Origin of the sequence: Stutzerimonas stutzeri (assembly GCF_002890895.1) — a bacterium.
Classification (GTDB): domain Bacteria; phylum Pseudomonadota; class Gammaproteobacteria; order Pseudomonadales; family Pseudomonadaceae; genus Stutzerimonas; species Stutzerimonas stutzeri_AB.
On the sequence record NZ_POUL01000004.1, the window covers coordinates 290,779 to 313,803 of the forward strand.

26 protein-coding genes and 3 tRNA genes are annotated in these 23,025 nt (G+C 55.6%); 18 read left to right on the plus strand and 11 right to left on the minus strand.

Annotated elements, in window-relative coordinates:
• Positions 1–85 precede the first annotated feature (85 nt).
• From CXK96_RS20935 to CXK96_RS09680, 4 genes are all read right to left on the minus strand, one after another.
• On the minus strand, positions 86–394 hold the full coding sequence (locus CXK96_RS20935) for a hypothetical protein (protein WP_102836244.1): 309 nt from the start codon (positions 392–394) through the stop codon (positions 86–88).
• Entirely contained in the window at positions 391–771 is a 381-nt protein-coding gene (locus CXK96_RS09670; protein WP_102836245.1) for a phage holin family protein, read from the minus strand. Before CXK96_RS09670 ends, CXK96_RS20935 begins: the two co-directional genes overlap by 4 nt.
• A gap of 20 nt (positions 772–791) precedes the next feature.
• The gene (locus tag CXK96_RS09675) at positions 792–1,196 is read right to left on the minus strand and encodes a DUF883 family protein (protein ID WP_102836246.1); all 405 of its coding nucleotides are present in this window, start codon (positions 1,194–1,196) and stop codon (positions 792–794) included.
• 218 nt (positions 1,197–1,414) lie between these two features.
• Entirely contained in the window at positions 1,415–2,713 is a 1,299-nt protein-coding gene (locus CXK96_RS09680; RefSeq protein WP_102836247.1) for an OprD family porin, read from the minus strand.
• Positions 2,714–3,118: 405 nt separating this feature from the next.
• On the opposite strand from CXK96_RS09680, the gene CXK96_RS09685 reads away from it, so the two are divergent.
• The gene (locus CXK96_RS09685) at positions 3,119–3,361 is read left to right on the plus strand and encodes a glutaredoxin family protein (RefSeq protein ID WP_102836248.1); all 243 of its coding nucleotides are present in this window, start codon (positions 3,119–3,121) and stop codon (positions 3,359–3,361) included.
• Between the two features lie 166 nt (positions 3,362–3,527).
• Here the strand turns inward: CXK96_RS09685 and CXK96_RS09690 are convergent.
• The 3 genes from CXK96_RS09690 to mobA all read right to left on the minus strand — a co-directional run bounded on the left by CXK96_RS09690 (position 3,528) and on the right by mobA (position 4,573).
• Positions 3,528–3,604 (minus strand) — tRNA-Pro (locus CXK96_RS09690).
• Positions 3,605–3,703: 99 nt separating this feature from the next.
• Entirely contained in the window at positions 3,704–3,925 is a 222-nt protein-coding gene (locus CXK96_RS09695; protein WP_102836249.1) for a YgdI/YgdR family lipoprotein, read from the minus strand.
• A gap of 45 nt (positions 3,926–3,970) precedes the next feature.
• The gene (gene mobA / locus CXK96_RS09700; protein ID WP_102836250.1) at positions 3,971–4,573 is read right to left on the minus strand and encodes a molybdenum cofactor guanylyltransferase MobA; all 603 of its coding nucleotides are present in this window, start codon (positions 4,571–4,573) and stop codon (positions 3,971–3,973) included.
• Positions 4,574–4,988: 415 nt separating this feature from the next.
• Here mobA and CXK96_RS09705 point away from each other — a divergent pair, with 415 nt between their 5' ends.
• Positions 4,989–6,017 carry an acyltransferase family protein gene (locus tag CXK96_RS09705; RefSeq protein ID WP_102836251.1) on the plus strand — a complete coding sequence of 343 codons (1,029 nt, stop codon included), beginning with the start codon at positions 4,989–4,991 and terminating at the stop codon, positions 6,015–6,017.
• A 110-nt stretch (positions 6,018–6,127) separates the two neighbouring features.
• Here the strand turns inward: CXK96_RS09705 and CXK96_RS09710 are convergent, their stop codons facing one another.
• A complete protein-coding gene (locus CXK96_RS09710) occupies positions 6,128–6,430 on the minus strand; it encodes an I78 family peptidase inhibitor (protein ID WP_102836252.1) in 303 nt (100 codons plus the stop codon).
• The gene (locus tag CXK96_RS20750) at positions 6,427–6,657 is read right to left on the minus strand and encodes a hypothetical protein (RefSeq protein WP_180981516.1); all 231 of its coding nucleotides are present in this window, start codon (positions 6,655–6,657) and stop codon (positions 6,427–6,429) included. The genes CXK96_RS09710 and CXK96_RS20750 overlap by 4 nt, the downstream gene beginning before the upstream one ends.
• Here CXK96_RS20750 and CXK96_RS09715 point away from each other — a divergent pair.
• Complete coding sequence (locus CXK96_RS09715; RefSeq protein ID WP_102836253.1) at positions 6,599–7,000, plus strand: PA2779 family protein; 402 nt, start codon at positions 6,599–6,601, stop codon at positions 6,998–7,000. The two genes, CXK96_RS20750 and CXK96_RS09715, sit on opposite strands and share 59 nt — an antisense overlap.
• Complete coding sequence (locus CXK96_RS09720) at positions 6,997–7,947, plus strand: PA2778 family cysteine peptidase (RefSeq protein WP_102836254.1); 951 nt, start codon at positions 6,997–6,999, stop codon at positions 7,945–7,947. The genes CXK96_RS09715 and CXK96_RS09720 overlap by 4 nt, the downstream gene beginning before the upstream one ends.
• A 4-nt stretch (positions 7,948–7,951) precedes the next feature.
• Here the strand turns inward: CXK96_RS09720 and CXK96_RS09725 are convergent, their stop codons facing one another.
• Positions 7,952–9,235 carry an NAD(P)/FAD-dependent oxidoreductase gene (locus tag CXK96_RS09725; protein WP_102836255.1) on the minus strand — a complete coding sequence of 428 codons (1,284 nt, stop codon included), beginning with the start codon at positions 9,233–9,235 and terminating at the stop codon, positions 7,952–7,954.
• A gap of 172 nt (positions 9,236–9,407) precedes the next feature.
• Here CXK96_RS09725 and CXK96_RS09730 point away from each other — a divergent pair.
• The 10 genes from CXK96_RS09730 (at position 9,408) to CXK96_RS09775 (ending at position 17,222) form a co-directional block, all read left to right on the plus strand.
• A tRNA-Val gene (locus tag CXK96_RS09730) sits at positions 9,408–9,484 on the plus strand.
• 223 nt (positions 9,485–9,707) lie between these two features.
• Entirely contained in the window at positions 9,708–11,630 is a 1,923-nt protein-coding gene (thrS, locus tag CXK96_RS09735) for a threonine--tRNA ligase (protein WP_102836256.1), read from the plus strand.
• Complete coding sequence (gene infC, locus CXK96_RS09740) at positions 11,630–12,181, plus strand: translation initiation factor IF-3 (RefSeq protein ID WP_019339385.1); 552 nt, start codon at positions 11,630–11,632, stop codon at positions 12,179–12,181. The genes thrS and infC overlap by 1 nt, the downstream gene beginning before the upstream one ends.
• 62 nt (positions 12,182–12,243) lie before the next feature.
• Positions 12,244–12,438, plus strand: coding sequence for a 50S ribosomal protein L35 (gene rpmI, locus CXK96_RS09745; RefSeq protein WP_019339386.1), 195 nt, complete (start codon positions 12,244–12,246; stop codon positions 12,436–12,438).
• Positions 12,439–12,465: 27 nt separating this feature from the next.
• Positions 12,466–12,822, plus strand: a complete 357-nt coding sequence (rplT, locus tag CXK96_RS09750) for a 50S ribosomal protein L20 (protein WP_019339387.1) — start codon at positions 12,466–12,468, stop codon at positions 12,820–12,822.
• Positions 12,823–12,989: 167 nt separating this feature from the next.
• Positions 12,990–14,006 carry a phenylalanine--tRNA ligase subunit alpha gene (gene pheS / locus CXK96_RS09755; RefSeq protein WP_102836257.1) on the plus strand — a complete coding sequence of 339 codons (1,017 nt, stop codon included), beginning with the start codon at positions 12,990–12,992 and terminating at the stop codon, positions 14,004–14,006.
• A 37-nt stretch (positions 14,007–14,043) separates the two neighbouring features.
• Entirely contained in the window at positions 14,044–16,422 is a 2,379-nt protein-coding gene (gene pheT, locus CXK96_RS09760) for a phenylalanine--tRNA ligase subunit beta (RefSeq protein ID WP_102836258.1), read from the plus strand.
• 3 nt (positions 16,423–16,425) lie between these two features.
• Entirely contained in the window at positions 16,426–16,728 is a 303-nt protein-coding gene (gene ihfA, locus CXK96_RS09765) for an integration host factor subunit alpha (RefSeq protein WP_003282572.1), read from the plus strand.
• Positions 16,709–17,065, plus strand: a complete 357-nt coding sequence (locus tag CXK96_RS09770) for a MerR family transcriptional regulator (protein WP_025242142.1) — start codon at positions 16,709–16,711, stop codon at positions 17,063–17,065. The genes ihfA and CXK96_RS09770 overlap by 20 nt, the downstream gene beginning before the upstream one ends.
• Positions 17,066–17,145: 80 nt before the next feature.
• Positions 17,146–17,222 (plus strand) — tRNA-Pro (locus tag CXK96_RS09775).
• 866 nt (positions 17,223–18,088) lie between these two features.
• Here the strand turns inward: CXK96_RS09775 and gltA are convergent.
• Positions 18,089–19,360, minus strand: a complete 1,272-nt coding sequence (gene gltA / locus CXK96_RS09780) for a citrate synthase (RefSeq protein WP_102836259.1) — start codon at positions 19,358–19,360, stop codon at positions 18,089–18,091.
• A 363-nt stretch (positions 19,361–19,723) separates the two neighbouring features.
• Between gltA and sdhC the strand changes: the two genes are divergently transcribed.
• From sdhC to CXK96_RS09800, 4 genes are read left to right on the plus strand one after another with little or no spacing between them, the layout of a single operon-like run.
• Positions 19,724–20,098: a succinate dehydrogenase, cytochrome b556 subunit gene (gene sdhC / locus CXK96_RS09785; protein WP_102836260.1), complete on the plus strand. Its 375-nt coding sequence runs from the start codon at positions 19,724–19,726 to the stop codon at positions 20,096–20,098.
• Positions 20,092–20,460, plus strand: a complete 369-nt coding sequence (gene sdhD, locus CXK96_RS09790) for a succinate dehydrogenase, hydrophobic membrane anchor protein (RefSeq protein WP_102836261.1) — start codon at positions 20,092–20,094, stop codon at positions 20,458–20,460. Before sdhC ends, sdhD begins: the two co-directional genes overlap by 7 nt.
• A gap of 3 nt (positions 20,461–20,463) precedes the next feature.
• A complete protein-coding gene (gene sdhA / locus CXK96_RS09795) occupies positions 20,464–22,236 on the plus strand; it encodes a succinate dehydrogenase flavoprotein subunit (protein WP_102836262.1) in 1,773 nt (590 codons plus the stop codon).
• 10 nt (positions 22,237–22,246) lie between these two features.
• Positions 22,247–22,951 carry a succinate dehydrogenase iron-sulfur subunit gene (locus tag CXK96_RS09800; protein ID WP_045426311.1) on the plus strand — a complete coding sequence of 235 codons (705 nt, stop codon included), beginning with the start codon at positions 22,247–22,249 and terminating at the stop codon, positions 22,949–22,951.
• The last annotated feature ends 74 nt before the right edge of the window (positions 22,952–23,025 follow it).

Here is a 23,025-nt window from a genome sequence, read left to right on the forward strand (position 1 = left end):
TACAGAGTTGCTGATCGCTAGACCATCCGCATTTGCTGAGATATTGATCGGCTCTGCTTCGCCTGCTGAGCAGATGTTTTATCCCTTAATGCCGCAGCCTGCGGATGAGGGGGTAAAGCATCATCCCTACTCTAGCCAATTTGCCAACCTTGCCCAGTCGACGGCCAAACAGGGTTAACCCCAGGGTTGCTGCAATCATAAGCGGGCCCTTGCCGTTATGGTGCTCTGAGGAAGCGCTATGGCTACGGCTCGCGACCATTCCCTTGATTCGTTGGAAGGGGTGAACCAATGGCTGTGAGTGATATAGAACTTGTTGGCGGTTCATTTCCATGCGCAAGCGAACAAGGTCCTTGCGCATGGCTAAATCGCCGGAGCTACTTAGCGGTAGGCTCATGGCAGTAAACGCTCCCGGTTGCGGGCCAATTCTTCGACCGTCGCCTGGAAAGGCGAGACGCTTTCTTTGACGATGCGCACGGCGCGGCTGATGCAGACGGCCAGCACAACTGCGTAGATAGCACAGAGAACCAGAATGGCGGCGATAGGGTTGCTGTCCCAGAAGGCGATCACGATTGCAGCTGATAGCCCAACGAGAATCAGCAGCCCGAGGATCAAGCTGAAACTGGCAAGAAGGAACAGCTTGAATACCCGGGCTCGCTCTTCCTGAATCTCAATTCCGATGAGCTCCAGATGCCCTTGTACGAGGCCAGCAAGCGCGCTGCCCATCTTCTTGATGGACGGCGTCGGGGCGTCGTCAGCGTGTCTGGTTTCCATTGGATCCGTTCCCCACATTATTAACGGCGGGTGATCAGGCCGAAGAGAAAGCCGACTCCCGCTGCGATCCCGATCGATTGCCACGGGTGAGTATGAACATACTCCTCGGTGCATTGGATAGCCGCTTGGCCCTGTTCTTTCAGTGTGCCTTCCTGGTCCTTGAGCATTTGACGCGCACGGCTAAGGTTGGCGTTGATCTTACCGCGGAGCTCTTCGGTCTGAGTGCCCGCCGTATCCTGAGTGTGTTTCAAAAGGCGCTCGGTATCACCGATGAGGGTGTGGAATTCTTCAATGAGCGCATTCTGAGCCGCCTGCAGGTTGCGGCGATGAGCTGACTTATTGATCAGAGATGAGGTGTCGGTTCCAGCTGCTCCATCAGGGATGGGCGTGTTGTCGCTGGTGCCAAAAGTCGATTCGGTAGACATCTGCAGTTCCTCTTGAGTCTCGCAGGAACGATAGGTCCCGGCGCTTAGGGTTTCGAGCGTGCAGCTGGTACAAGGTTCCCGTTCCGTTTGAATGGGACTGCAGCACTTACGCTGCCCTGGCGGTCATATTGCTTCCCCAGCATGATCAGACTCCGGAAAAAAGAAAACCCGCTGACGCGGGTTTCCATTGCTACTCAGTTTGCTGCAGCATTCGCTTATTACATCAGCGGGATGGTGTAGCTCGCGATCAAGCGGTTTTCGTTGATATCGTTACCAGTCCCATTGCTACGGGCGGTCGCATTACGCCATTTCAGGTTCAGGTTTTTAAGCGCGCCTTCCTGGAAGGTATAAGCAATGTCCATATCACGTTCCCACTCTTTTCCTTCTACGCCAGCGCTACGCTCGAAGTTGTCGCCAGTGACGTAACGGGTCATGAAGGTCAGGCCGGGAATGCCAATCGAAGCGAAATTAAAGTCGTAGCGTGCCTGCCAAGATTTTTCATCTTCGTTAGCAAAGTCGTTGATCTGAACATAATTCACAAGAAACGGATCGGTTGCGCCAGCCAGATAGGCGAATCCAGTGTCGCCACTCATTTTCTGGTAACCCAGACCAATGCTATGGCCGCTCAAAGAGTAGGTGACCATCGCTCCGAGAGCTTTGTTGTCAACATTGCTGCTACCGTCGTCAGTTGACCGCGCATAGCGCAAGTCTGTCTTCAAAGACTGCTTGTCGCCAAGTGGCAGAACATGGACGAGGTTATACGAGTGTTGCTTATACAGGTCTTCTAGATTGCTGTAGTAATAACCTGCTGTCAGGTTTTCCATCAGCTTATAGTTACCGCCGAGGAAAACGAATTCATCAGATTCGTTAACCGCGTTGGCATCCATAACGATGCCGCGTGTGTTCGTTGCTGCGCCAAATGCAGTCGCGCCATTAACTGCCATCAATTCATGGTTCATCGAATCGCGGTGGTTGATGCGATTCGCGTAGCCGGCTTCGAGGGTGAGGTCTTTGATTTCCTTGGAAACCAACTGTGCGCCTTGCATGACCTGAGGAAGCAAGCGGCTGTCGCTGGTGCCGATGGCCTGATTCTTCAGCTGAAGAGTACCGACCTTAAGTACTGTTTCGGAGAGCTTGGCTTTCGCAGTCAGTCCAAATTCGGAGAAGTCATCTGGAGCTTCGTTTCCGAAGGAGCTAGGCATCAAGCCTGAGCCGGCAGTGTCTTCGCTCGAATACAGCTTGACACCCTGCAGGCCAAGTGCATCAACACCAAAGCCTACGGTACCTTCGGTATAGCCAGATTCAACGCGCAGAATGAATCCTTGGGCCCATTCTTCTTGCTTCGATTGGCCTTTTGCTCCGCCGTCCTGACGGAAGTCGCGGTTGAAATAGAAGTTACGCAGTTCCAAACCAGCCTTGGTGTCTTCAACAAAGGCTGCTTGAGCCATAGTTGGAATAGCCAGTGTTGCTCCCAGAGTGGCAAGGGCCACGCCCCGGGCGATTGGGGTCTTGAGCATTTCTTATTTCTCCTCGTTGGATGATGCTCTGAAGTCGCTCTTTGGCGCCGTGTAATAAAACACTACCTCAGTATTTGAGCCTTTAGACCTTAGTCTTTGAGGCTTAATCGCGGGGCCTTGGTTGACTCGTCGGGAAGTTGTATTCGACCAACTAAACGTGGCCTGAGCGCCACTTCCGTTACGTACCTCAGCCTCCAACCCTGTGACTCTCCGGTCGCTTGGGCTGCAGCATCCTAGCCGTTTGCCAGCGGCGCGTCGATTCGCAAAATCAAACCCTCGTTTGAGTGGGCTCAAGGTCACATTTTTTATTCGGAGTAGTCCAAAAGAATGAGATGTTTACGGGCTGCTGCCGCACCGTGATCCGCCTGCTAGAATTGGCATGCCCTTTAGGTTGAGCGCTTGACTATGCATCTGCCGGAATGCCAATTGTTCGGAACGCTGGGCTGCCATTTGTGTGAGCAAGCCGAGGCGGTAGTACTACCGCTCGTGGAGAATGGGTTGCTGGTAGAGCTGCTAGATATCGCGGAGCGCTCGGACTGGGTAGACGATTATGGCCTTCGCATACCGGTGCTACGTCGTGTCGACACGGGCGCCGAACTGGATTGGCCGTTCGAGGTTGAGCAGGTAGTCTGGTTCTTGCGACGCTAGGATATCAGCGGTTCAGCAACGTGAGCTGAAGTGAACGTTGGTCGCGAGAGGACATGTTAGGCAGTTAATTTGGGTGGGTTCACAGTTAAGCTCTGTCCACATCTAAAAACAAAAAAAACCGGCTCATGGGCCGGTTTTTTTAGGCTAATAAGCCTGTGCGGGATTTTGGTCGGAGCGACTGGATTCGAACCAGCGACCTTCTCGTCCCGAACGAGACGCGCTACCAAGCTGCGCTACGCTCCGAAGATGGCGGGCATTTTACAGAAAAAGTTATGCTTCACAAGCGTTTAGCGAAGGCTTTTTCTGAGGCCAAACACGAGCTAGCGTTGAAAAGAAAAAGGGCTAGAGCTCTTGAACGGTGCGAACCTGGTCCTTGTTTACTCGGCCCGGTTTACCGTCGATTCCTTCAAACTCGTAGAAGCCTGCCTCGTCATCATATTCAGGCTGGTCCAGTGTTTGAATTTCGCGGCCATCGTTGAGCGTGATAACACTGGGACTTGAGCAGCCGGTAAGGAGTGCTATCCCTATCAGAACTGCCAGTGCGGAACCGGTGACTGCGCGCATAATAATTCTCCTCTGTAGTTGCGTCTGTGACGGCAGCTTACGAGGCTAAGTTCCCGCCGAAGGCGCCTGCTTAAAAAGCAGCTCGGGTGAGTTCAGATTGGCCAGGCGCGAATCGTCTATATCGAGATCAAGTGCTCGCGCTTGCAATGCCAGCAAGATCCTTAGGTTACTTCGCTCCCCGTTCTGCCAAGCGTGCTCGATGGCGGGTGCGAGACTGACCGGTATGATGCAGAACAAGGGCTCCCATTGCGCGCCTCGTCGGGCCATCAGCGGCGTTTCAGACTCAAGTTTTGCGGTAGCGTACAGTTGTACAAGCAGCGCTTCGTCGACCAGAGGTGCGTCGCAGGGCAGCACCATGAGCCACGGATGTCTGGCTGCTGCAAGGCCCGCTCGTATTCCTGCAAGTGGCCCTTGAAAATCCGCGACGTCGTCACCAACCAGTCGGTCGGCAAACGCTGCGTATTGTGTCTGGTTGCGATTGCACGAGATCAGGAGGTCATCCGTAAGGGGGCGGGCGATGCGCTGCGGCCACGCTACAAGCGGCTTCCCATGCCACTCCACGAGTCCCTTGTCCCGTCCGCCCATGCGTTGTCCGCGCCCGCCCGCCAATAGCAGGATCGAACAATTCGCCAGCCAGCTCTGAGCCATCAAGTACTCCTTTGTAAGCCGGTCTATAACACCTGGGTGCTCGGTCGATTAATTGAAGGCCAGGACGAATTACTTTTTGTCAGCCCTGCGCCGTTCTGTTGCGTTGCATTTGCCAGCGGGCAGGGAGTGAATGGTTTCAGGCCTTCGGTCAGTACAGGCATGACATGAAATTCGTTGGAGTGTTCCTGCGGTCATTTCTCTTCCAGCGAGGCCGCACCCTGGAGCCCTGGTTTGCTTTGGCCAGGGCAGACTGGTAACCAGTCAGAGGCCACGCCTAGCTGGTGCATTACGTCGGCCAATGTGGTCGGCTCGGCGCGATGGACAAACTGATTGGGTTTTTCACTGTCTACTTTTCCCGTCTTCGCAAATCTGGCTGTGATGTGTCTGGTCTTGCCCATAACTAAGGAGAAATAGGATGCAGGAGAGAAACGCCTGGGTCGATTATGCCAAAGCCATTGGGATCATTCTTGTCGTATATGGGCATGTCGCGCGTGGGGTCTTCAACGCGGGATTGCCGATGGATCAGGATGACTACCTGCTGGTAGACAGTGTCATCTACAGCTTCCACATGCCTCTCTTCTTCTTTCTGTCGGGATTGTTTTTTTACGACTCGCTCGTAAAGCGCGGTAAGGCCGGTCTGATCATCAACAAAGTAGACACCATCATCTACCCCTTTATCGTTTGGTCACTTCTGCAGGGGCTGATAGAGGTGGTGTTGTCGAACTACACGAACGGTGATGTGACGTTAGGGCAAGTATTTTCACTGCTTTGGTCGCCACGGGCGCAGTTCTGGTTTCTGTATGCGCTGTTTCTGGTTTTCGTTGTCTGCTCCTTGGTCTATGCCAGGGCTGACCGTCGCTACTTTTTACCGCTTTTGCTGGTTTTCGGTGTGCTTTACGTGCTCAGTCGAGATCTGGCTGTCGGCAGTGTCGGCAAATTTATCTTTGGTAATGCCGTGTTTTTTGCGCTCGGTATCTGGTTCAACGAGATCAAGGCGTACTTTCTCGCCAGACATGTCACGCTCACTTTGTTGCTCGGCGCGTCGTTTGTCGTCGGACAATACCTCTTTCACGTGACGTTCGGCTTGAGCTGGGAAGTGGGTGGATGGCCCGTGCTCTCGCTCGCGACTGTTTCGATCTTGTTTGTGGTAGCCCTATCAATGTGGCTCGGTCGGCTTCGCATGGCCTGGCTGCTGTTTATCGGCGCCTCATCAATGACGATTTACCTGATGCATATTCTCGCGGGAAGCGGCATTAGGGTTATCCTCGCCAGCTTCATGGGTATTGATTCCATCGCTGTACACTTAATTGTCGGAACGTTGGTCGGGCTTGCTGCCCCCTTGCTGGCTCAGATGATCATCAAGAAGTACGACCTGTACTTCCTGTTAGCCCCACCGAAATCGTTTTCCGCAACCAGCTTGCGGACGAGGGCAATGGCGCATTGAGCGCGGCGATCGGCAGGCATGACGGCTGGTCTGCCAGCTGCCTCCCGTATCGTTTTTATGCAGGAATCCGAACGGCTCTATGGGCTCTTGGCTGCGAAAGGTAGTTTTGCTCAACCACAGCTGATTCGTTGAATTTTCAGCGAATCGTCTGTCGTCAGCGTTAGCCGATGCGCGTTGTATTCCAGCGTAACTACCTCTCCGGGTCGAACAATACGAGCCGTCGCGGCTTTGCTTTTTCGGCGCGCCTGATCGAGTAGCTCCGGGCTCGCCTGCTCCCCAACAAATGTCTGAACTAAAGAAGCGTCGCATTGACTCGCGCTGCCTCCAGTTGCCTGCGCTGTGCTGGGCGATGGCTGACAGCCAATCAGGATACTGCAGCATGCTATCAATGCGGCAGGTCGGACGAGGTTCATACGCGTTCTCCTTCTGTTTGATCGTTAAAATCGATCTGGGTCGGCATGTTGAGTCTGCTGATGGCTAACCATAGCGGACAAGGGAACTGGCGGAACAGCTGCCCCGTCTTACCGTTGAGGGCACATTGCGCACCGCACTGGGCCGCCAAATAAAAAAGGAACTGCGCCATGTTTAATTCATCCGTGATGAAGCGTGTAGCCACTCTCTTGGCAGCGATGCATTTCATGCTGTTCGCTCAGATACCACTGGCCCAGGCGACGATGATTGGTAGCCCAGAAGTAATTGCCGAACAACAGCAGCAGGTGGATCGCCAGCAACTGCTGACAATGCTTGAGAACGAAGATGTTCAGAAGAAACTGGTGTCGATGGGTGTTGAGCAAGATCAGGTCGAACAGCGCATCAACAGCCTGACACCAGCAGAACTTGCGCAATTCAATCAACAGTTGGATCAAGCGCCGGCCGGTGCTGGAGTCGTTGGGATCATCGTGCTGTTTCTCGTCATCTTCATAGTGACCGATCTGCTCTGTGCCACCAACATCTTCAACTTCGTCAACTGTATCAACCGTTGATGGCGAGATTGATACTGCTGTTTGCGGTAATCCTCCTCGGGGCGTGTGCGCGAACGCCAATCGTCCCGGTTGGAGCTTCAGGACTTCCTGAGCGGGTTGAACTGGATGAAGTGCCATTCTTCCCGCAGGAAGACTATCAATGCGGGCCGGCGGCGCTTGCCACTATGCTTACCCAGCGTGGGGTCGCTACTGAGCCGCAACAGCTTGTGGAACGGGTTTATCTTCCGCAACGCAAAGGTAGTCTGCAGGTCGAAATGGTTGCGGCTGCTAGATCTCACGAGTTGCTGGTCTACCCACTGGAGTCACAACTGCAAGCGGTGCTGACGGAAGTCGCAGCGGGAAATCCCGTTCTGGTGCTGCAGAATCTCGCTTTTGATCGCTGGCCTCAGTGGCATTTCGCGGTTGTGGTGGGGTATGACCTGGCCGCGCAGACCATTGTGCTGCGCTCTGGGACTACACGGCGCTGGACCGGAAGTTTTAGCCAGTTCGAGAGAAGCTGGGCGAAGGGCAGTCGATGGGCCGTGGTAACCGTCGCGCCTGACCATTTGCCTCGTACTGCTCAGGAAACTGTATGGCTGAAGGCTGCAAATGACCTAGAGCAGACGGGTCATGCTGGTGCCGCTCGGGATGCTTATGAAACGGCTGCGCAACGGTGGTCCACGGGCTTGTCTTGGTTCGTGCTGGCGAACGCTCGGTATGCGGTAGGCGAGGAGGGCGCAGCGGAGCAAGCCCTGCGTACCAGTGTGCAGCTGGACAATTCATTCGCGCCTGGCTGGTTTAATCTTTCGCATATATTGGCGGAGCGGGGATGCCCTGTGCATGCATCTGCAGCCCGCGCTTGTGCGGTTCGGTTGGCGCAGGACGATGCACGGTTCCGGGTGGCGTTGCCCCCGGGGTCCAAAGAGCGCGGCGCCTGTGAAGCGCCGCCCGCATGTCCTGTGCGATGAAGCCTCAAAAGCCCATTCTGTCGCGCAGGCTGTAATAGAGGGCGCCGAGAGCGCTCAATGGCGCGCTGAATGTCTGTCCACCAGGAAAGGGGTAATGCGGCAAGCTGGCAAAGGCATCAAAGCGCTCGGCCTGTCCTCGTAGCGCTTCGGCTATAACTTTTCCTGCTACATGGGTGTAGGTCACACCATGTCCGCTGCAACCTTGGGAATAGTAGATGTTGTCTCCAAGCCGGCCGACCTGCGGCAGGCGCGACAGCGTCATCAAGAAGTTGCCTGTCCATGCGAACTCTGTCTTGACGTCTCGCAGTTGTGGGAAAGTCTTGAGCATTTTCGGTCGGACTATCGAATCGATATCGGCCGGGTCGCGAGCGCCGTAGACCACTCCGCCGCCATAGATCAATCGCTTATCCGCAGACAGGCGAAAGTAGTCAAGCAGGTAGTTGCAGTCTTCCACGCAGTAGTCTTGGGGGAGGAGGGTTGCAGCTAGCTCAGAGTCGAGTGGCTCTGTAGCAATAACCTGAGTGCCGCAGGGCATCGATTTGGCTGCCAGTTCCGGGACCAGTCCTCCAAGATAGGCATTTCCCGCAACGACAACGAACTTCGCGGATACCTGGCCGTGCTGCGTATGGATCCGCGGACTGCTTCCTCGATCAATGCGAACAGCGGGGGATTGTTCGTAGATAACCCCGCCGAGCGATTCGACGGCCGCAGCTTCGCCTAGTGCAAGGTTGAGCGGGTGGATGTGGCCACCGCCCTGATCCAGCATCCCCCCTGTGTATCGCTCGCACGCTACGACGTTTCTGATCCTGTCATGATCAAGCATCTCGAGTTGATCATAGCCGTAACTCTCCCATAGCGTTTTCTGTGATTCGAGGTGGTGCATCTGCTTGGCATTGAAAGCGGCAAACACGCCTCCGCTTTTCAAGTCGCAGTCGATGCCATAGCGCACCACCCGCTCGCGGATGATGCGCCCACCCTCGAACGCCATGGCTCCGATCAGCCGCGAAGCCTCCGAGCCGGCGCTGCGCTCGACGGTATCAATATCACGACTGTAACTATTAACGATCTGGCCGCCATTGCGTCCCGACGCCCCAAAACCAACCTTGGCGGCCTCGAGCACGACAACCCGAAATCCATGCTCAAGAAGGAATAACGCAGTTGACAATCCGGTATAACCGGCCCCGATTACGCAGACGTCGGTCTCGATTTCGCCGCTCAGGTGGTCGCGAGCAGGTGCTGGGTTTGCCGAGGCAGCGTAGTAGGAAGCGGGGTAAGGTGTGTGCGACATACTGGCTGTCCCGTTTAAAATAATTTACGTCGATGCTATCGCGAGAGCGCAGCAGAACGCCATAGCAGCGACAGCCTACTGCCCGCTTATTCAAAAATTACGGATATCAGTAGCTTAGCGAAAAAAAGCGCTTGACTCTCCCGGGCGAATCTCTAGAATGCGCGTCCATCGGAGGCACATAGCTCAGTTGGTTAGAGCACCACCTTGACATGGTGGGGGTCGTTGGTTCGAATCCAATTGTGCCTACCAATTCCGAAAAGGGTCGCGCTTGCGACCCTTTTTTTATGCCTTGCTTGTCAGTGCGGCAGCTTTCTGAAAGCATCCGTGCTCCGTATATCTCCAGTGACTTCGATCCGCCTCGATCAGCTTAGGCTCCTGCCACTGTGCGGCAGGTTATTCGACGGATCGCTTTCCTGGCTCATCCCAACCCACGTGGCCTTTGGTAGGGGTCACCACTAGGAGAGGAGGCGCCATGCCCATCATTACTCTTCCTGACGGTAGTCAGCGTTCATTCGATCATCCCGTTTCCGTCGCTGAGGTCGCTCAGTCAATTGGCGCAGGTCTCGCCAAGGCCACCCTGGCGGGCAAGGTGGACGGTCGATTGGTCGATGCTTGTGATCTGATTGAGCGCGATGCGAGCCTGCAGATCATCACTCCGAAGGATGACGAGGGGCTGGAGATCATTCGTCACTCATGCGCACATCTGGTTGGGCATGCAGTCAAGCAGCTCTATCCTGCTGCAAAGATGGTTATTGGCCCGGTCATCGCCGAGGGCTTCTATTACGATATCGCTTTCGAGCGGCCGTTCACGCCCGACGACATGGCTGCAATCGAGCAGCGTATGAAGGAGCTGATCGACACTGACTACGACGTGATCAAGAAGGTTACACCGCGTGAAGAAGTGATCAATGTTTTCCAGTCGCGCGGCGAGGACTACAAGCTGCGCCTGGTAGAGGACATGCCCGACGAGCAGGCAATGGGTTTGTATTACCACGAAGAATACGTCGACATGTGTCGTGGTCCTCATGTGCCTAACACCCGTTTCCTCAAATCATTCAAGTTGACCAAGCTGTCCGGCGCCTATTGGCGTGGCGATGCGAAGAACGAACAGCTCCAGCGTGTTTATGGGACTGCATGGGCGGACAAGAAGCAGCTCGCGGCCTACATTCAGCGCATAGAAGAGGCTGAAAAGCGGGATCATCGCAAGATTGGCAAACGTCTTGATCTCTTCCATACGCAGGAAGAGGCCCCTGGCATGGTGTTTTGGCACCCGAATGGCTGGACCATCTATCAAGTGCTCGAGCAGTACATGCGCGGCGTGCAGCGTGTGAACGGCTACCAAGAAATCAAAACACCGCAAGTTGTGGATCGCAGCCTGTGGGAGAGGTCCGGGCACTGGGGCAACTACGCTGAAAACATGTTTACCACTGAGTCGGAAAGCCGCGATTACGCGATCAAGCCGATGAACTGCCCCTGCCACGTTCAGGTGTTCAATCAGGGGCTCAAGAGTTACCGTGAGTTGCCGCTGCGTCTTGCTGAGTTTGGCTCCTGCCATCGCAATGAGCCCTCCGGTGCGCTACACGGGATCATGCGAGTTCGTGGTTTTACTCAGGATGACGCGCACATCTTCTGTACTGAAGAGCAGGTCAGTGCTGAGGCAGCTGATTTCATCAAGCTGACCATGCAGGTCTATGCTGATTTCGGCTTCAGTGATATCAAGCTAAAGCTGTCAACGCGCCCTGAAAAGCGTGTCGGAGACGATGCGTTCTGGGATCGCGCCGAAGCTGCGTTGGCGGGTGCGCTGGATGCGGCTGGTTTGCCTTGGGAGTATTTGCCGGGTGAGGGGGCGTTCTACGGCCCGAAGATCGAGTTTACGTTGCTCGACTGCCTAGGGCGTTCCTGGCAGTGCGGCACCTTGCAGTACGATCCGAACATGCCTCAGCGTCTCGATGCGAGCTATGTCGCGGAGGATAACAGCCGAAAAACGCCGATCATGCTGCATCGCGCGATTCTAGGTTCGTTCGAGCGCTTTATCGGTATCTTGATCGAGCACTATGAGGGTGCTTTCCCGGCCTGGTTGGCTCCGACGCAAGCTGTGGTGATGAATATCACTGACAAGCAGGCGGATTTCGCTCTTGAAGTGGAGAAAACACTCAGTCAAAGCGGCTTCCGTGCCAAGTCTGACTTGAGAAACGAAAAGATCGGCTTTAAAATCCGCGAGCATACCTTGCTCAAGGTTCCCTATCTCTTGGTTATTGGAGACAGGGAGGTAGAGACACGAGCCGTTGCTGTGCGCACCCGTGAAGGCGTTGATCTGGGCTCCATGCCCTTGGATGACTTCACGCAGTTGCTGGCACAAGCGGTTTCCCGGCGTGGTCGCCAAGAATTGGAGTAATGACTATTAAGCGTGAAATGAGACAGGATAAACGAGCTGCACCCAAGGCCCCGATCAACGAGAATATCTCGGCTCGTGAGGTCCGTTTGATTGGTGCTGATGGCGAGCAGGTTGGCATCGTCTCGATTGATGAAGCGCTTCGTATAGCTGAAGAAGCCAAATTGGATCTGGTGGAAATTTCCGCCGATGCCGTTCCTCCTGTATGTCGGATCATGGATTACGGCAAGCACCTCTTTGAAAAGAAGAAGCAGGTCGCTGCAGCGAAGAAGAACCAGAAGCAGATCCAAGTTAAAGAAGTAAAGTTTCGTCCAGGGACGGAAGAGGGCGACTACCAGGTCAAGCTACGCAACCTGGTACGTTTCCTGAGTGACGGGGACAGGGCCAAGGTTTCGTTGAGATTCCGCGGTCGTGAGATGGCGCATCAGGAGCTGGGGATGGAATTGTTGAAGCGGGTCGAAGGTGACCTAGCTGAATACGGTTCGGTCGAACAGCATCCAAAGATGGAAGGACGCCAGCTGATCATGGTCATCGCTCCCAAGAAGAAGAAGTAACCACCAGGGCACTGGCAGGCCTTGCGGTTATTTGAAATCACCCACACTGTGGAGTACCGAACATGCCAAAGATGAAGACTAAAAGTGGCGCTGCGAAGCGCTTCAAAAAGACGGCGAATGGCTATAAGCACAAGCACGCTTTCAAGAGCCACATCCTGACCAAAATGTCTACCAAGCGTAAGCGTCAGCTGCGTGGTACATCTCTGATGCACCCGTCTGACAACGCAAAAGTAGAGCGCATGCTGCGCGTTCGTTAATTCGGTCAAGACTCAGAGGAATAACTCATGGCTCGTGTTAAGCGTGGCGTCGTCGCTCGTCGCCGTCACAAGAAAATTCTGAAACTCGCCAAAGGCTACTACGGCGCTCGTTCGCGTGTGTTCCGTGTTGCCAAGCAGGCGGTGATCAAGGCTGGCCAATATGCCTACCGTGACCGTCGTCAGCGGAAGCGTCAGTTCCGCGCTCTTTGGATCGCTCGTATCAACGCCGGTGCTCGTGTAAACGGTCTGTCCTACAGCCGTTTCATTGCTGGCCTGAAAAAAGCGGCTATCGAGATCGACCGTAAGGTTCTGGCCGAGTTGGCAGTGAACGAAAAAGCAGCTTTTGCTGCCATTGTCGAAAAAGCTAAAGCTTCTCTGGCCTAAGCCCATCGACAATCGAATCTTCGGATTCGTAGCGTCACCGATAGGGGAAGAGCCTTGTGCTCTTCCCCTATTTCGTATCTGAAGGGGCATTTGCAAAAATGCACCTCGCGTAAAGCCTGAGTGCTGATCGTCTGGTGCGGTTCTGCAAGAACCTCTGGAGGTTGTACATGGAAAACCTGGATGCACTGGTCTCGCAAGCGCTTGAGGCTGTGCAACATAGTCAAGACATCACCGCCCTGGAGCAGATCCGGGTTCAGTATCTCGGCAAGAAAGGCGAGCTGACTCAGGTCATGCAGACCCTGGGTAAATTGTCCGCGGAAGAGCGCCCAAAGGCCGGTGCGCTCATCAACGCAGCGAAGAGCCGTGTTCAGGACGAGTTGAACGCCAAGAAGGCGGGTCTTGAGCAAGCTGCACTGAGCACCAAGCTCGCTGCTGAGCGGATCGATGTGACATTGCCTGGCCGTGGAGAGGTCTCCGGCGGGCTGCATCCGGTGACGCGTACGCTAGAGCGGATCGAGCAGTTCTTCAGTCATATCGGCTATAGCGTTGCTGAGGGGCCGGAGGTCGAAGACGACTACCACAACTTTGAAGCGCTCAATATCCCCGGCCATCACCCCGCGCGGGCGATGCATGACACCTTTTATTTCAACGCCAACATGCTGTTGCGTACCCATACCTCGCCAGTTCAGGTCCGTACGATGGAGTCGCAGCAGCCGCCCATTCGTATCGTCTGTCCCGGGCGTGTCTATCGATGCGACTCGGATATCACACATTCGCCTATGTTCCACCAAGTCGAGGGCTTGCTCGTCGATGAGGGCATCAGCTTTGCGGACCTAAAGGGCACAATCGAGCAGTTTTTGCGAGTGTTCTTTGAGAAACCGTTGGGGGTCCGTTTTCGGCCGTCGTTCTTCCCCTTCACCGAGCCGTCGGCTGAAGTGGACATGCAATGTGTGATGTGCAGCGGTAAAGGTTGTCGCGTCTGCAAGCAGACCGGCTGGCTTGAGGTGATGGGCTGCGGCATGGTGCATCCAAATGTGCTGCGCATGTCCGGTATTGATCCAGAAAAGTACCAAGGCTTCGCATTCGGTATGGGAGCCGAGCGGCTTGCCATGTTGCGATATGGCGTCAACGACTTACGCCTGTTCTTCGATAACGACCTGAGGTTTCTGGCGCAATTTCGCTAGGTTCAGAGTCCAGTCAAAGAATCATTAGGAGAGCAGGATGAAATTCAGCGAGCAGTGGTTGCGTACGTGGGTCAATCCGCAGGTTTCCCGCGAGGAGTTGGTGGCGCGGCTATCGATGGTGGGCCTCGAAGTCGATGCAGTCGTCCCGGTTGCCGGCGAGTTCAGCGGCGTTGTCGTGGGTGAGGTGGTGACAGCGGAACAGCATCCCGATGCAGACAAGTTGCGGGTGTGCCAGGTCAGTAATGGACGAGAGGTGTTGCAGGTGGTCTGCGGCGCGCCGAACGTTCGCGCTGGTCTGAAGGTCCCCTTCGCGATGATTGGCGCCCAACTGCCGGGCGACTTCAAAATTAAGAAAGCGAAGCTTCGCGGCGTCGAGTCCAACGGCATGCTCTGCTCGGAAACCGAATTGCAGATCGGTACCGATGACAGTGGGCTGATGGAGTTAGCTAGCGACGCTCCGATTGGTAGCGATCTGCGATCATATCTCGGTCTGGACGATGCGAGCATCGAGATAGGGCTGACGCCGAACCGTGGCGACTGCCTCTCAATCGCTGGGCTTGCACGCGAAGTTGGTGCGATGTATGACGCAGCAGTAACCGTGGTCGAAATCGCTGCCGTGCCCCCGAGCCATGATGAGGTGCGCCCCGTAGAGGTGCTCGCGCCGAAAGCTTGTCCGCGCTATCTCGGGCGCGTAATTCGTAACGTTGACCTGTCGCGATCTACGCCGCTGTGGATGGTCGAGCGGTTGCGTCGCTCCGATATCCGCAGTATTGACGCGGTGGTGGACGTTACCAACTATGTAATGCTCGAGCTCGGCCAGCCGCTGCATGCCTTCGATTTAGCCGAAATCAATGGCGGAATCAGGGTGCGGATGGCAGCGGAGCAGGAAAAGATCGTATTGCTCGATGGGCAGGAAGTAACATTGCGGAGCGATACGCTGGTCATCGCTGACCATCAGCGCGCCCTGGCGATTGCGGGTGTGATGGGCGGTGAGCACAGCGGTGTCAGCGGCTCGACTCAAGATCTGTTCCTTGAGAGCGCCTTTTTCGACACCATTGCGCTCGCCGGCAAGGCTCGCTCCTACGGCTTGCACACCGATGCGTCGCATCGTTACGAGCGCGGGGTCGATTCTCAGTTGGCACGTCGAGCCCTGGAGCGGGCTACTGCGCTATTGTTGGAGGTTGTGGGTGGCAGCGCAGGCCCTGTCATCGAGGCTGCCAGTGAAGTCGATCTTCCGACTGTTCCCCCAATCCTGCTGCGCAAGGATCGAATCGAGCAGATGCTCGGGTTGAGCATGGCGGCCGATCAGGTCGTCTCTCTGTTGTCGGCCCTGGGTCTTGGGGTAGTTGAGCTGAGTCCAGATTCTTGGGAGATCAGCGTGCCCAGTCACCGATTCGACATCAGTCTCGAGGTGGATCTGATTGAGGAGTTGGGGCGTCTGTATGGCTACGACCGCTTGCCGGTTCGCTACCCCCAGGCACGTCTCGCGCCGGAGGCCAGTCCTGAGTCGCTCGCTGGACTGCCCGCCCTGCGCCGGTTGCTAGTCGCTCGTGGCTACCAGGAAGCAATCACCTACAGCTTTATCGATCCGAAAATGTTCGAGCTGTTCAGCCCTGGTATCGAGCCGCTGCAGCTGGCCAACCCGATTTCCTCGGACATGGCGGCGATGCGTGCCACGCTCTGGCCGGGGTTGATCAAGGCGCTGCAGTACAACCTCAATCGTCAGCAAACGCGCATACGGCTGTTCGAAAGCGGGCTGCGTTTCGTCGGCCAGCTGGACACGTTGACGCAGGAGTCGATGCTGGCGGGCGTCATTACTGGGAGCCGCCTGCCAGAGGCCTGGAGCAACGAACGAGCAGCAGCAGACTTCTATGACATGAAAGCCGACGTCGAGGCCTTGCTTGGTTTTGCCGGCGATGCTGTCTCGTATGGGTTTGTCGCTGCTGAACATCCGGCCCTGCACCCCGGTCAGACGGCTCGAATCGAGCGGGATGGGCGCTTGGTTGGTTATATCGGGAGTCTTCATCCGGAATTGGCTGCGACGCTGGGAATCGATCAGCCGGTCTATCTGTTCGAGCTGCTCGTATCCGAGATCAGTGAAGGCCGACTGCCGCGCTTCAGTGAACTGTCTCGCTTCCCTGAGGTGCGCCGTGATCTGGCCATCTTGGTGGCGCGTGATATCCCGGCTGACGACGTGTTGCTATGCATTCGCGGCGCGGCAGGCGAGAACCTGACGGACCTCAAGCTATTTGATGTGTACCAAGGTAAAGGTATTGATCCTCTTAGCAAAAGTGTGGCAGTCGGCTTGACCTGGCAACACCCTTCGCGCACTCTAAACGACGATGAGGTGAGTGGTGCTATGCAGCAAATCCTCTCCTCCCTGGAAGAAAGGTTCAACGCCACGTTAAGGAAATAGCGTATGGGGGCTCTGACGAAAGCTGAAATGGCGGAACGTCTATATGAAGAGCTAGGCTTGAATAAGCGCGAGGCCAAGGAGCTGGTCGAACTGTTTTTCGAGGAAATCCGACAGGCGCTCGAGCATAACGAGCAGGTGAAGTTGTCCGGTTTCGGCAACTTCGACCTGCGCGATAAGCGACAGCGTCCAGGGCGCAACCCGAAAACCGGTGAGGAAATTCCGATCACGGCGCGTCGTGTCGTGACATTCCGGCCAGGGCAAAAACTTAAAGCCAGAGTCGAAGCCTATGCTGGAACCAAGTCATAACGACGAACTGCCAACGATACCTGGCAAGCGCTACTTCACCATTGGTGAAGTTAGCGAGCTGTGTGCTGTAAAACCGCACGTGTTGCGCTATTGGGAGCAGGAGTTTCCCCAGCTGAACCCTGTGAAGCGTCGTGGTAATCGACGCTATTATCAGCGCCAGGACGTGCTGATGATCCGGCAGATTCGCTCGTTGCTTTACGAGCAGGGTTTTACGATTGGTGGGGCTCGCCAGCGGATGTCAGGTGATGAGGCACGTGAGGATACGACCCAATATAAGCAGCTTATTCGGCAGATGATCACCGAGCTTGAGGATGTGCTTCAGGTGCTTAAAAATTAAATGCCTAGCATAAAAACTTTCACATATTCAGTCGCTTAGTGTATAGTTCGATTCGCTTTCAGCAGAGCTGAAGGCATTGTCGGGGCGTAGCGCAGCCTGGTAGCGCACTTGCATGGGGTGCAAGGGGTCGAGTGTTCGAATCACTCCGTCCCGACCAAAAAACCTAAAGAAATCCAGTCGCCTAGCGGTGACTGGATTTTTTTATGTCTCACAGTTTCTTGGCTTTGAGAGTTTTACCGACTGCTGAGGCTGTCGGCTGGGCTGGGGCGTCGCATTGGTTTCAGAGGCATGCTAGATGTGTCTCCCAGTGATGCGGCGCAATGCCGTGGGGGTGCGTAGAGTGGTTTGGCTAGGCAATCTCGTGGGTGGGTTCAGTCGCTAGCCATCGAGGATAAGCGCGTGCGCCTATCCGCTGCATCAATTATGCTTGTGCGGGTTCGGGGTGTTCAGGGTGTTCGGCTTGGATGCGGATGGCTCCAGTGATCGCCTGTCGCTCTCGTGCTGCGCCTGATCGCGTGCCGCATCGTTGGTGTGGTGGCGGGGTGGGGCTGAGGCGGTTCCAGCGATTCCGCCGGTGCTTGCCAGTAGCGCCACTGCGCGATAGGGCCTGATTGCATGCGACTGCATCGGTTTCGAATTAAGCTTTTGCTGGCGCTGCCTTGGTCAGCCATTCTCCAGCGCGCAGCTCTGGCTTGCATAATGTTGTTGAGTTGTTATGTCGGTAAGGTCGAAGGGCGGTATAGCGGCGAGCTAATCAACGCGACCGCGGGATAGCTCTAACTAGGTTGGTGGTGAGTATTGCCGTGGAGCTTTGGCGGAAAAGCTCGGTGGGGGCGGAATGCTGCATCGGCAGCTGAGGTGCTCTCGATGAGCACCCGGGGTTAGCCTGCATTTGATCCGCAAATACTCTGTGGAATAACTGGCTTGCAATTAAAAGACGCCCGGTGCGTTGCACTGGGCGTCTGGAGCTGCCTCCTCTCTGAGGACCTGGAGGTCCACTTCGGGGTGGCGGTTCGCTCTACCTCAGCGAGGCAGGTCGCGCTGTGGATGACCGGTATACAGCTGGCGCGGGCGACCGATTTTCTGTCCCATCGCAATCATTTCTTTCCAGTGCGAGATCCAGCCGACGGTGCGTGCGAGGGCAAAGATCACGGTGAACATGCTGGTTGGAATGCCGATTGCCTTCAGAATGATGCCGGAGTAGAAGTCAACGTTCGGGTAGAGGTTGCGTTCGGCGAAGTAGGGATCGTTTAGCGCAATCTCTTCAAGCTTCATCGCCAATTCGAGCTGTGGGTCGTTGATGCCGAGTTCGCTCAGCACTTCGTCACAGGTCTGCTTCATGACCTTGGCGCGGGGGTCGAAGTTTTTGTAGACGCGGTGGCCGAAGCCCATAAGTTTGAACGGGTCGTTCTTGTCTTTGGCCTTGGCTAGGAACGTTTCGATGTTCGAGACATCGCCGATCTCATCCAGCATGGTGAGCACAGCCTCGTTAGCGCCGCCGTGTGCCGGGCCCCAAAGTGCCGCAATGCCGGCCGCGATGCAGGCGAAAGGGTTGGCGCCGGTAGAGCCGGCCAGGCGTACTGTAGATGTCGACGCGTTTTGCTCGTGATCCGCATGCAGAATGAAGATGCGATCCATGGCCTTGGCTAGAACTGGGCTGATCGGCTTCACTTCACATGGCGTATTGAACATCATGTGCAGGAAGTTTTCAGCGTAGTTCAAATCGTTTCGCGGATACATCATCGGCTGACCCATGGAGTACTTGTATACCATGGCAGCCAGCGTCGGCATCTTGGCGACCAGACGCACCGCGGAGATCTCGCGGTGGTGTGGGTCGTTAATGTCTAGGGAGTCGTGATAGAACGCTGAAAGCGCCCCTACAACGCCGCACATGATGGCCATTGGGTGCGCGTCGCGGCGGAAGCCGTTAAGGAACGACTTGAGCTGCTCATGAACCATAGTGTGGTTCTTGACGGTACTAATGAACTTCGCTTTTTCTTCGGCGGTCGGCAGCTCACCGTTGAGCAGAAGGTAGCAGGTCTCGAGATAATCGGCTTTTTCAGCCAGTTGCTCGATTGGGTAGCCGCGGTGCAGCAAAATTCCCTTGTCACCATCGATATAGGTGATCTTGGATTCGCAAGAGGCGGTCGACATGAAGCCGGGGTCGAAGGTGAAGCGACCCGTGGAGGTCAAGCCTCGTACGTCGATTACGTCGGGCCCTACGGTGCCGGATAGAACGGGCAGTTCGATGGCGTCTGCGCCTTCGATGATCAACTGCGCTTTGTTGTCAGCCATGTATGGCCTCCTGTTTTATGCTTGGAATCATCATGGCCCCCCACGCAGGGCCCGCATCACTATAGTGAGATAAATCACAAAGTCAATTTGGGTGAGCCGCCAGCTGTAGAGGGGGTTTAGGGGTGAATTCGCATCCCAGAAAATGCTATTTACGCCAATTACAAACCCAGGCGCCATCCGCCTTTAGTGGCACTTCACCACATTGTCATTAGCGACCTAACTGTTTATAATCGGCGACCGACCGGCAGGGGCCTTACAGGCAGTTTCCTGTGGGTTGTCACTCGTGGGTGGCGGGTACCGCTGCGTGCTCTTCCCAACAACTTTGCCCTGCGGTTTCGGGGCTCTCAAGTGTGATAAAAAGCCGTGAAAAGCCAACGACCTGTAAACCTAGATCTTAGGACAATAAAACTCCCAATCACTGCTTACACCTCAATCCTTCACCGCATTTCCGGCGTGATCTTGTTTGTTGGTGTGGCCGTCCTACTGCTTGCGCTTGATGTCTCTTTGTCTTCTGTCGAAGGCTTTGAAGATGTGAAAGCGTACCTCGGTAGTACGCTGGCTAAGCTGGTGGTCTGGGCTTTGCTCTCTGCGTTGCTGTATCACCTGGTGGCCGGTGTGCGCCATCTGGTCATGGATACCGGCCATGGCGAAACGCTGGAAGGCGGGAAGCTGGGCTCGAAAATCGTTTTGGCCGTATCGGCAGTGCTGATCGTTCTGGCGGGAGTTTGGATATGGTAACCAACGTCACCAACTTTTCCCGCTCGGGTCTTTACGACTGGATGGCACAGCGCGTTTCAGCGGTGGTCCTAGCGGCTTATTTTCTCTTCCTGATCGGATACCTCATGGCAAATCCGGGGCTGGAATACGCTCAGTGGCATGCGTTGTTCTCCGCTCAGTGGATGCGCATCTTCAGTCTCCTTGCACTCGTTGCCCTCAGTGTTCATGCATGGGTTGGTATGTGGACGATTTCCACTGACTACCTGACCAACATGGCTATCGGTAAGTGGGCTACCGGCGTGCGTTTTCTCTTCCAGGCGGTGTGTGGCATAGCCATGTTCACTTTCTTCGTCTGGGGCGTGCAGATTCTTTGGGGTATCTGATCCATGGCTAGTATTCGTACTCTTTCTTATGACGCCATCATTATCGGTGGTGGTGGCGCGGGCATGCGTGCCGCGCTGCAGTTGGCACAAGGTGGCCATAAAACAGCGGTGGTAACCAAGGTTTTCCCGACGCGCTCGCATACCGTTTCTGCGCAAGGTGGTATCACCTGTGCTATCGCTTCGGCTGACCCGAACGACGATTGGCGCTGGCATATGTACGATACCGTCAAGGGCTCCGACTACATCGGCGACCAGGATGCTATCGAATACATGTGTTCCGTTGGTCCGGAAGCTGTGTTCGAGCTCGAACATATGGGGCTGCCGTTCTCCCGTACCGAGCAGGGCCGCATTTACCAGCGCCCATTCGGTGGCCAGTCCAAAGACTATGGTAAGGGCGGCCAGGCGGCTCGTACCTGTGCTGCGGCTGACCGTACCGGTCATGCCTTGTTGCACACCCTGTACCAGGCCAATTTGAAGGCGGGTACCTCCTTCCTCAATGAGTGGTATGGCGTAGATCTGGTGAAGAACCAGGATGGCGCTATCGTCGGCATCATCGCGATCTGTATCGAAAACGGTGAAACGGTGTATATCCGTTCCAAGGCTGTGGTGCTGGCGACCGGTGGCGCGGGTCGTATCTATGCATCCACTACCAATGCGTTGATCAACACCGGTGACGGAATCGGCATGGCGCTGCGTGCTGGTGTGCCGGTTCAAGACATCGAAATGTGGCAGTTCCATCCGACCGGTATCGCCGGCGCTGGCGTGCTGGTGACCGAAGGTTGCCGCGGTGAGGGTGGCTACCTGATCAACAAGCATGGCGAGCGCTTCATGGAGCGTTACGCGCCGAACGCGAAAGATTTGGCTGGTCGTGACGTTGTTGCTCGTTCGATGGTCAAGGAAATCCTGGCTGGCAACGGCTGTGGTCCAGATGGTGACCACGTGATGCTGAAGCTCGACCACCTTGGTGAGGAAGTTCTGCACAGCCGTCTACCTGGTATCTGCGAGCTGTCGAAGACGTTTGCGCACGTTGATCCTGTTACTGCTCCAGTGCCTGTGGTCCCGACCTGTCACTACATGATGGGTGGCATCGCCACTAACATTCATGGCCAGGCGATGACCCAGGATGCAAACGGTAATGACAAGATCATTGACGGGCTGTTTGCGGTAGGCGAAGTGGCGTGCGTGTCGGTTCATGGTGCCAACCGTCTGGGTGGCAACTCCCTGCTTGACCTTGTTGTATTCGGTCGCGCAGCCGGTCTCCATCTGGAAAAGGCCCTGAAAGACGGTATCGAGCACCGCGGTGCGACTGAAACCGACCTGGACGTTGCTTTGAATCGTCTCGCCAGCTTGAACGAGCGGACAGAGGGCGAAGACGTCGCTTCACTGCGTAAAGAGCTGCAGAGCTGCATGCAGAACTATTTCGGTGTATTCCGTACGGGCGAGTACATGCAGAAGGGTATTGCTCAGCTTGCTGATCTGCGCCAGCGCATCGCTAACGTTAAGATTTCTGACAAGAGCCAGGCTTTCAATACCGCGCGTATTGAAGCGCTGGAACTGCAGAACTTGCTCGAAGTGGCTGAAGCAACTGCCATCGCTGCGGAAAATCGCAAGGAATCGCGTGGCGCACATGCCCGCGAGGATTTCGAAGAGCGTGATGATGAAAACTGGCTGTGCCACACCCTGTACTTCCCGGGTGAGAAGCGCGTAGCCAAGCGTGCCGTGAACTTCTCTCCGAAGACTGTTCCGACTTTCGAACCTAAGGTTCGGACTTACTGAGGTCGCCGATATGTTGCAAGTGAGCGTTTATCGCTATAACCCGGATAAAGACGCAAAGCCCTATATGCAGGACTTTCAGGTCAATACCGATGGTAAAGACCTGATGGTGCTCGACGTGCTTGCTCTTATCAAGGAGCAGGACGAGGGCTTCTCCTATCGCCGCTCGTGCCGCGAGGGCGTTTGTGGCTCGGACGGCATGAACCTGAACGGCAAGAACGGGCTGGCCTGCATCACGCCGCTCTCGTCTGTAGTCAAAGGTAACAAGCTGGTTGTTCGTCCTCTACCCGGTTTGCCAGTTATTCGTGACTTGGCGGTCGATATGGGCATCTTCTATAAGCAGTACGAGAAGGTTCGCCCGTATTTGATGAACGATACCCCGGCTCCGGCTATCGAACGTCTGCAGAGTCCGGAGGATCGGGAGAAGCTTGACGGTTTGTACGAGTGCATCCTTTGCGCTTGCTGCTCCACCAGCTGCCCGTCCTTCTGGTGGAATCCAGACAAGTTCCTCGGACCCGCTGCGCTGCTACAGGCTTATCGATTCCTGGCCGACAGCCGCGACACCGAGACTGAGAACCGTCTGTCTGCTTTGGATGATCCGTTCAGCGTGTTTCGCTGCCGGGGCATCATGAACTGCGTGAGCGTGTGCCCGAAAGGGCTGAATCCGACCAAGGCCATTGGCCATGTGCGGAATATGCTGCTGCAGAGCGCAACCTGATGCACCCAAAGCGTCTGCGAGTATTAATAGTAGTTGCAGGCCTTTAATGCTTTACCGCGACACCTACGGCGCCT

Bases quoted from the DNA above. Each gene is read 5' to 3' on its own strand.
- gltA (WP_102836259.1), bottom strand. From the start codon at position 19,360: ATGGCTGACAACAAAGCGCAGTTGATCATCGAAGGCGCAGACGCCATC.
- CXK96_RS09705 (WP_102836251.1), top strand. From the start codon at position 4,989: ATGCAGGAGAGAAACGCCTGGGTCGATTATGCCAAAGCCATTGGGATC.
- thrS (WP_102836256.1), top strand. From the start codon at position 9,708: ATGCCCATCATTACTCTTCCTGACGGTAGTCAGCGTTCATTCGATCAT.
- infC (WP_019339385.1), top strand. From the start codon at position 11,630: ATGACTATTAAGCGTGAAATGAGACAGGATAAACGAGCTGCACCCAAG.
- CXK96_RS09685 (WP_102836248.1), top strand. From the start codon at position 3,119: ATGCATCTGCCGGAATGCCAATTGTTCGGAACGCTGGGCTGCCATTTG.
- CXK96_RS20750 (WP_180981516.1), bottom strand. From the start codon at position 6,657: ATGAAATGCATCGCTGCCAAGAGAGTGGCTACACGCTTCATCACGGAT.
- rplT (WP_019339387.1), top strand. From the start codon at position 12,466: ATGGCTCGTGTTAAGCGTGGCGTCGTCGCTCGTCGCCGTCACAAGAAA.
- CXK96_RS09725 (WP_102836255.1), bottom strand. From the start codon at position 9,235: ATGTCGCACACACCTTACCCCGCTTCCTACTACGCTGCCTCGGCAAAC.
- CXK96_RS09675 (WP_102836246.1), bottom strand. From the start codon at position 1,196: ATGTCTACCGAATCGACTTTTGGCACCAGCGACAACACGCCCATCCCT.
- CXK96_RS09680 (WP_102836247.1), bottom strand. From the start codon at position 2,713: ATGCTCAAGACCCCAATCGCCCGGGGCGTGGCCCTTGCCACTCTGGGA.
- CXK96_RS09710 (WP_102836252.1), bottom strand. From the start codon at position 6,430: ATGAACCTCGTCCGACCTGCCGCATTGATAGCATGCTGCAGTATCCTG.
- pheT (WP_102836258.1), top strand. From the start codon at position 14,044: ATGAAATTCAGCGAGCAGTGGTTGCGTACGTGGGTCAATCCGCAGGTT.
- mobA (WP_102836250.1), bottom strand. From the start codon at position 4,573: ATGGCTCAGAGCTGGCTGGCGAATTGTTCGATCCTGCTATTGGCGGGC.
- ihfA (WP_003282572.1), top strand. From the start codon at position 16,426: ATGGGGGCTCTGACGAAAGCTGAAATGGCGGAACGTCTATATGAAGAG.
- rpmI (WP_019339386.1), top strand. From the start codon at position 12,244: ATGCCAAAGATGAAGACTAAAAGTGGCGCTGCGAAGCGCTTCAAAAAG.
- CXK96_RS09770 (WP_025242142.1), top strand. From the start codon at position 16,709: ATGCTGGAACCAAGTCATAACGACGAACTGCCAACGATACCTGGCAAG.
- CXK96_RS09800 (WP_045426311.1), top strand. From the start codon at position 22,247: ATGTTGCAAGTGAGCGTTTATCGCTATAACCCGGATAAAGACGCAAAG.
- sdhD (WP_102836261.1), top strand. From the start codon at position 20,092: ATGGTAACCAACGTCACCAACTTTTCCCGCTCGGGTCTTTACGACTGG.
- CXK96_RS20935 (WP_102836244.1), bottom strand. From the start codon at position 394: ATGAGCCTACCGCTAAGTAGCTCCGGCGATTTAGCCATGCGCAAGGAC.
- CXK96_RS09670 (WP_102836245.1), bottom strand. From the start codon at position 771: ATGGAAACCAGACACGCTGACGACGCCCCGACGCCGTCCATCAAGAAG.
- CXK96_RS09695 (WP_102836249.1), bottom strand. From the start codon at position 3,925: ATGCGCGCAGTCACCGGTTCCGCACTGGCAGTTCTGATAGGGATAGCA.
- sdhA (WP_102836262.1), top strand. From the start codon at position 20,464: ATGGCTAGTATTCGTACTCTTTCTTATGACGCCATCATTATCGGTGGT.
- CXK96_RS09715 (WP_102836253.1), top strand. From the start codon at position 6,599: ATGTTTAATTCATCCGTGATGAAGCGTGTAGCCACTCTCTTGGCAGCG.
- pheS (WP_102836257.1), top strand. From the start codon at position 12,990: ATGGAAAACCTGGATGCACTGGTCTCGCAAGCGCTTGAGGCTGTGCAA.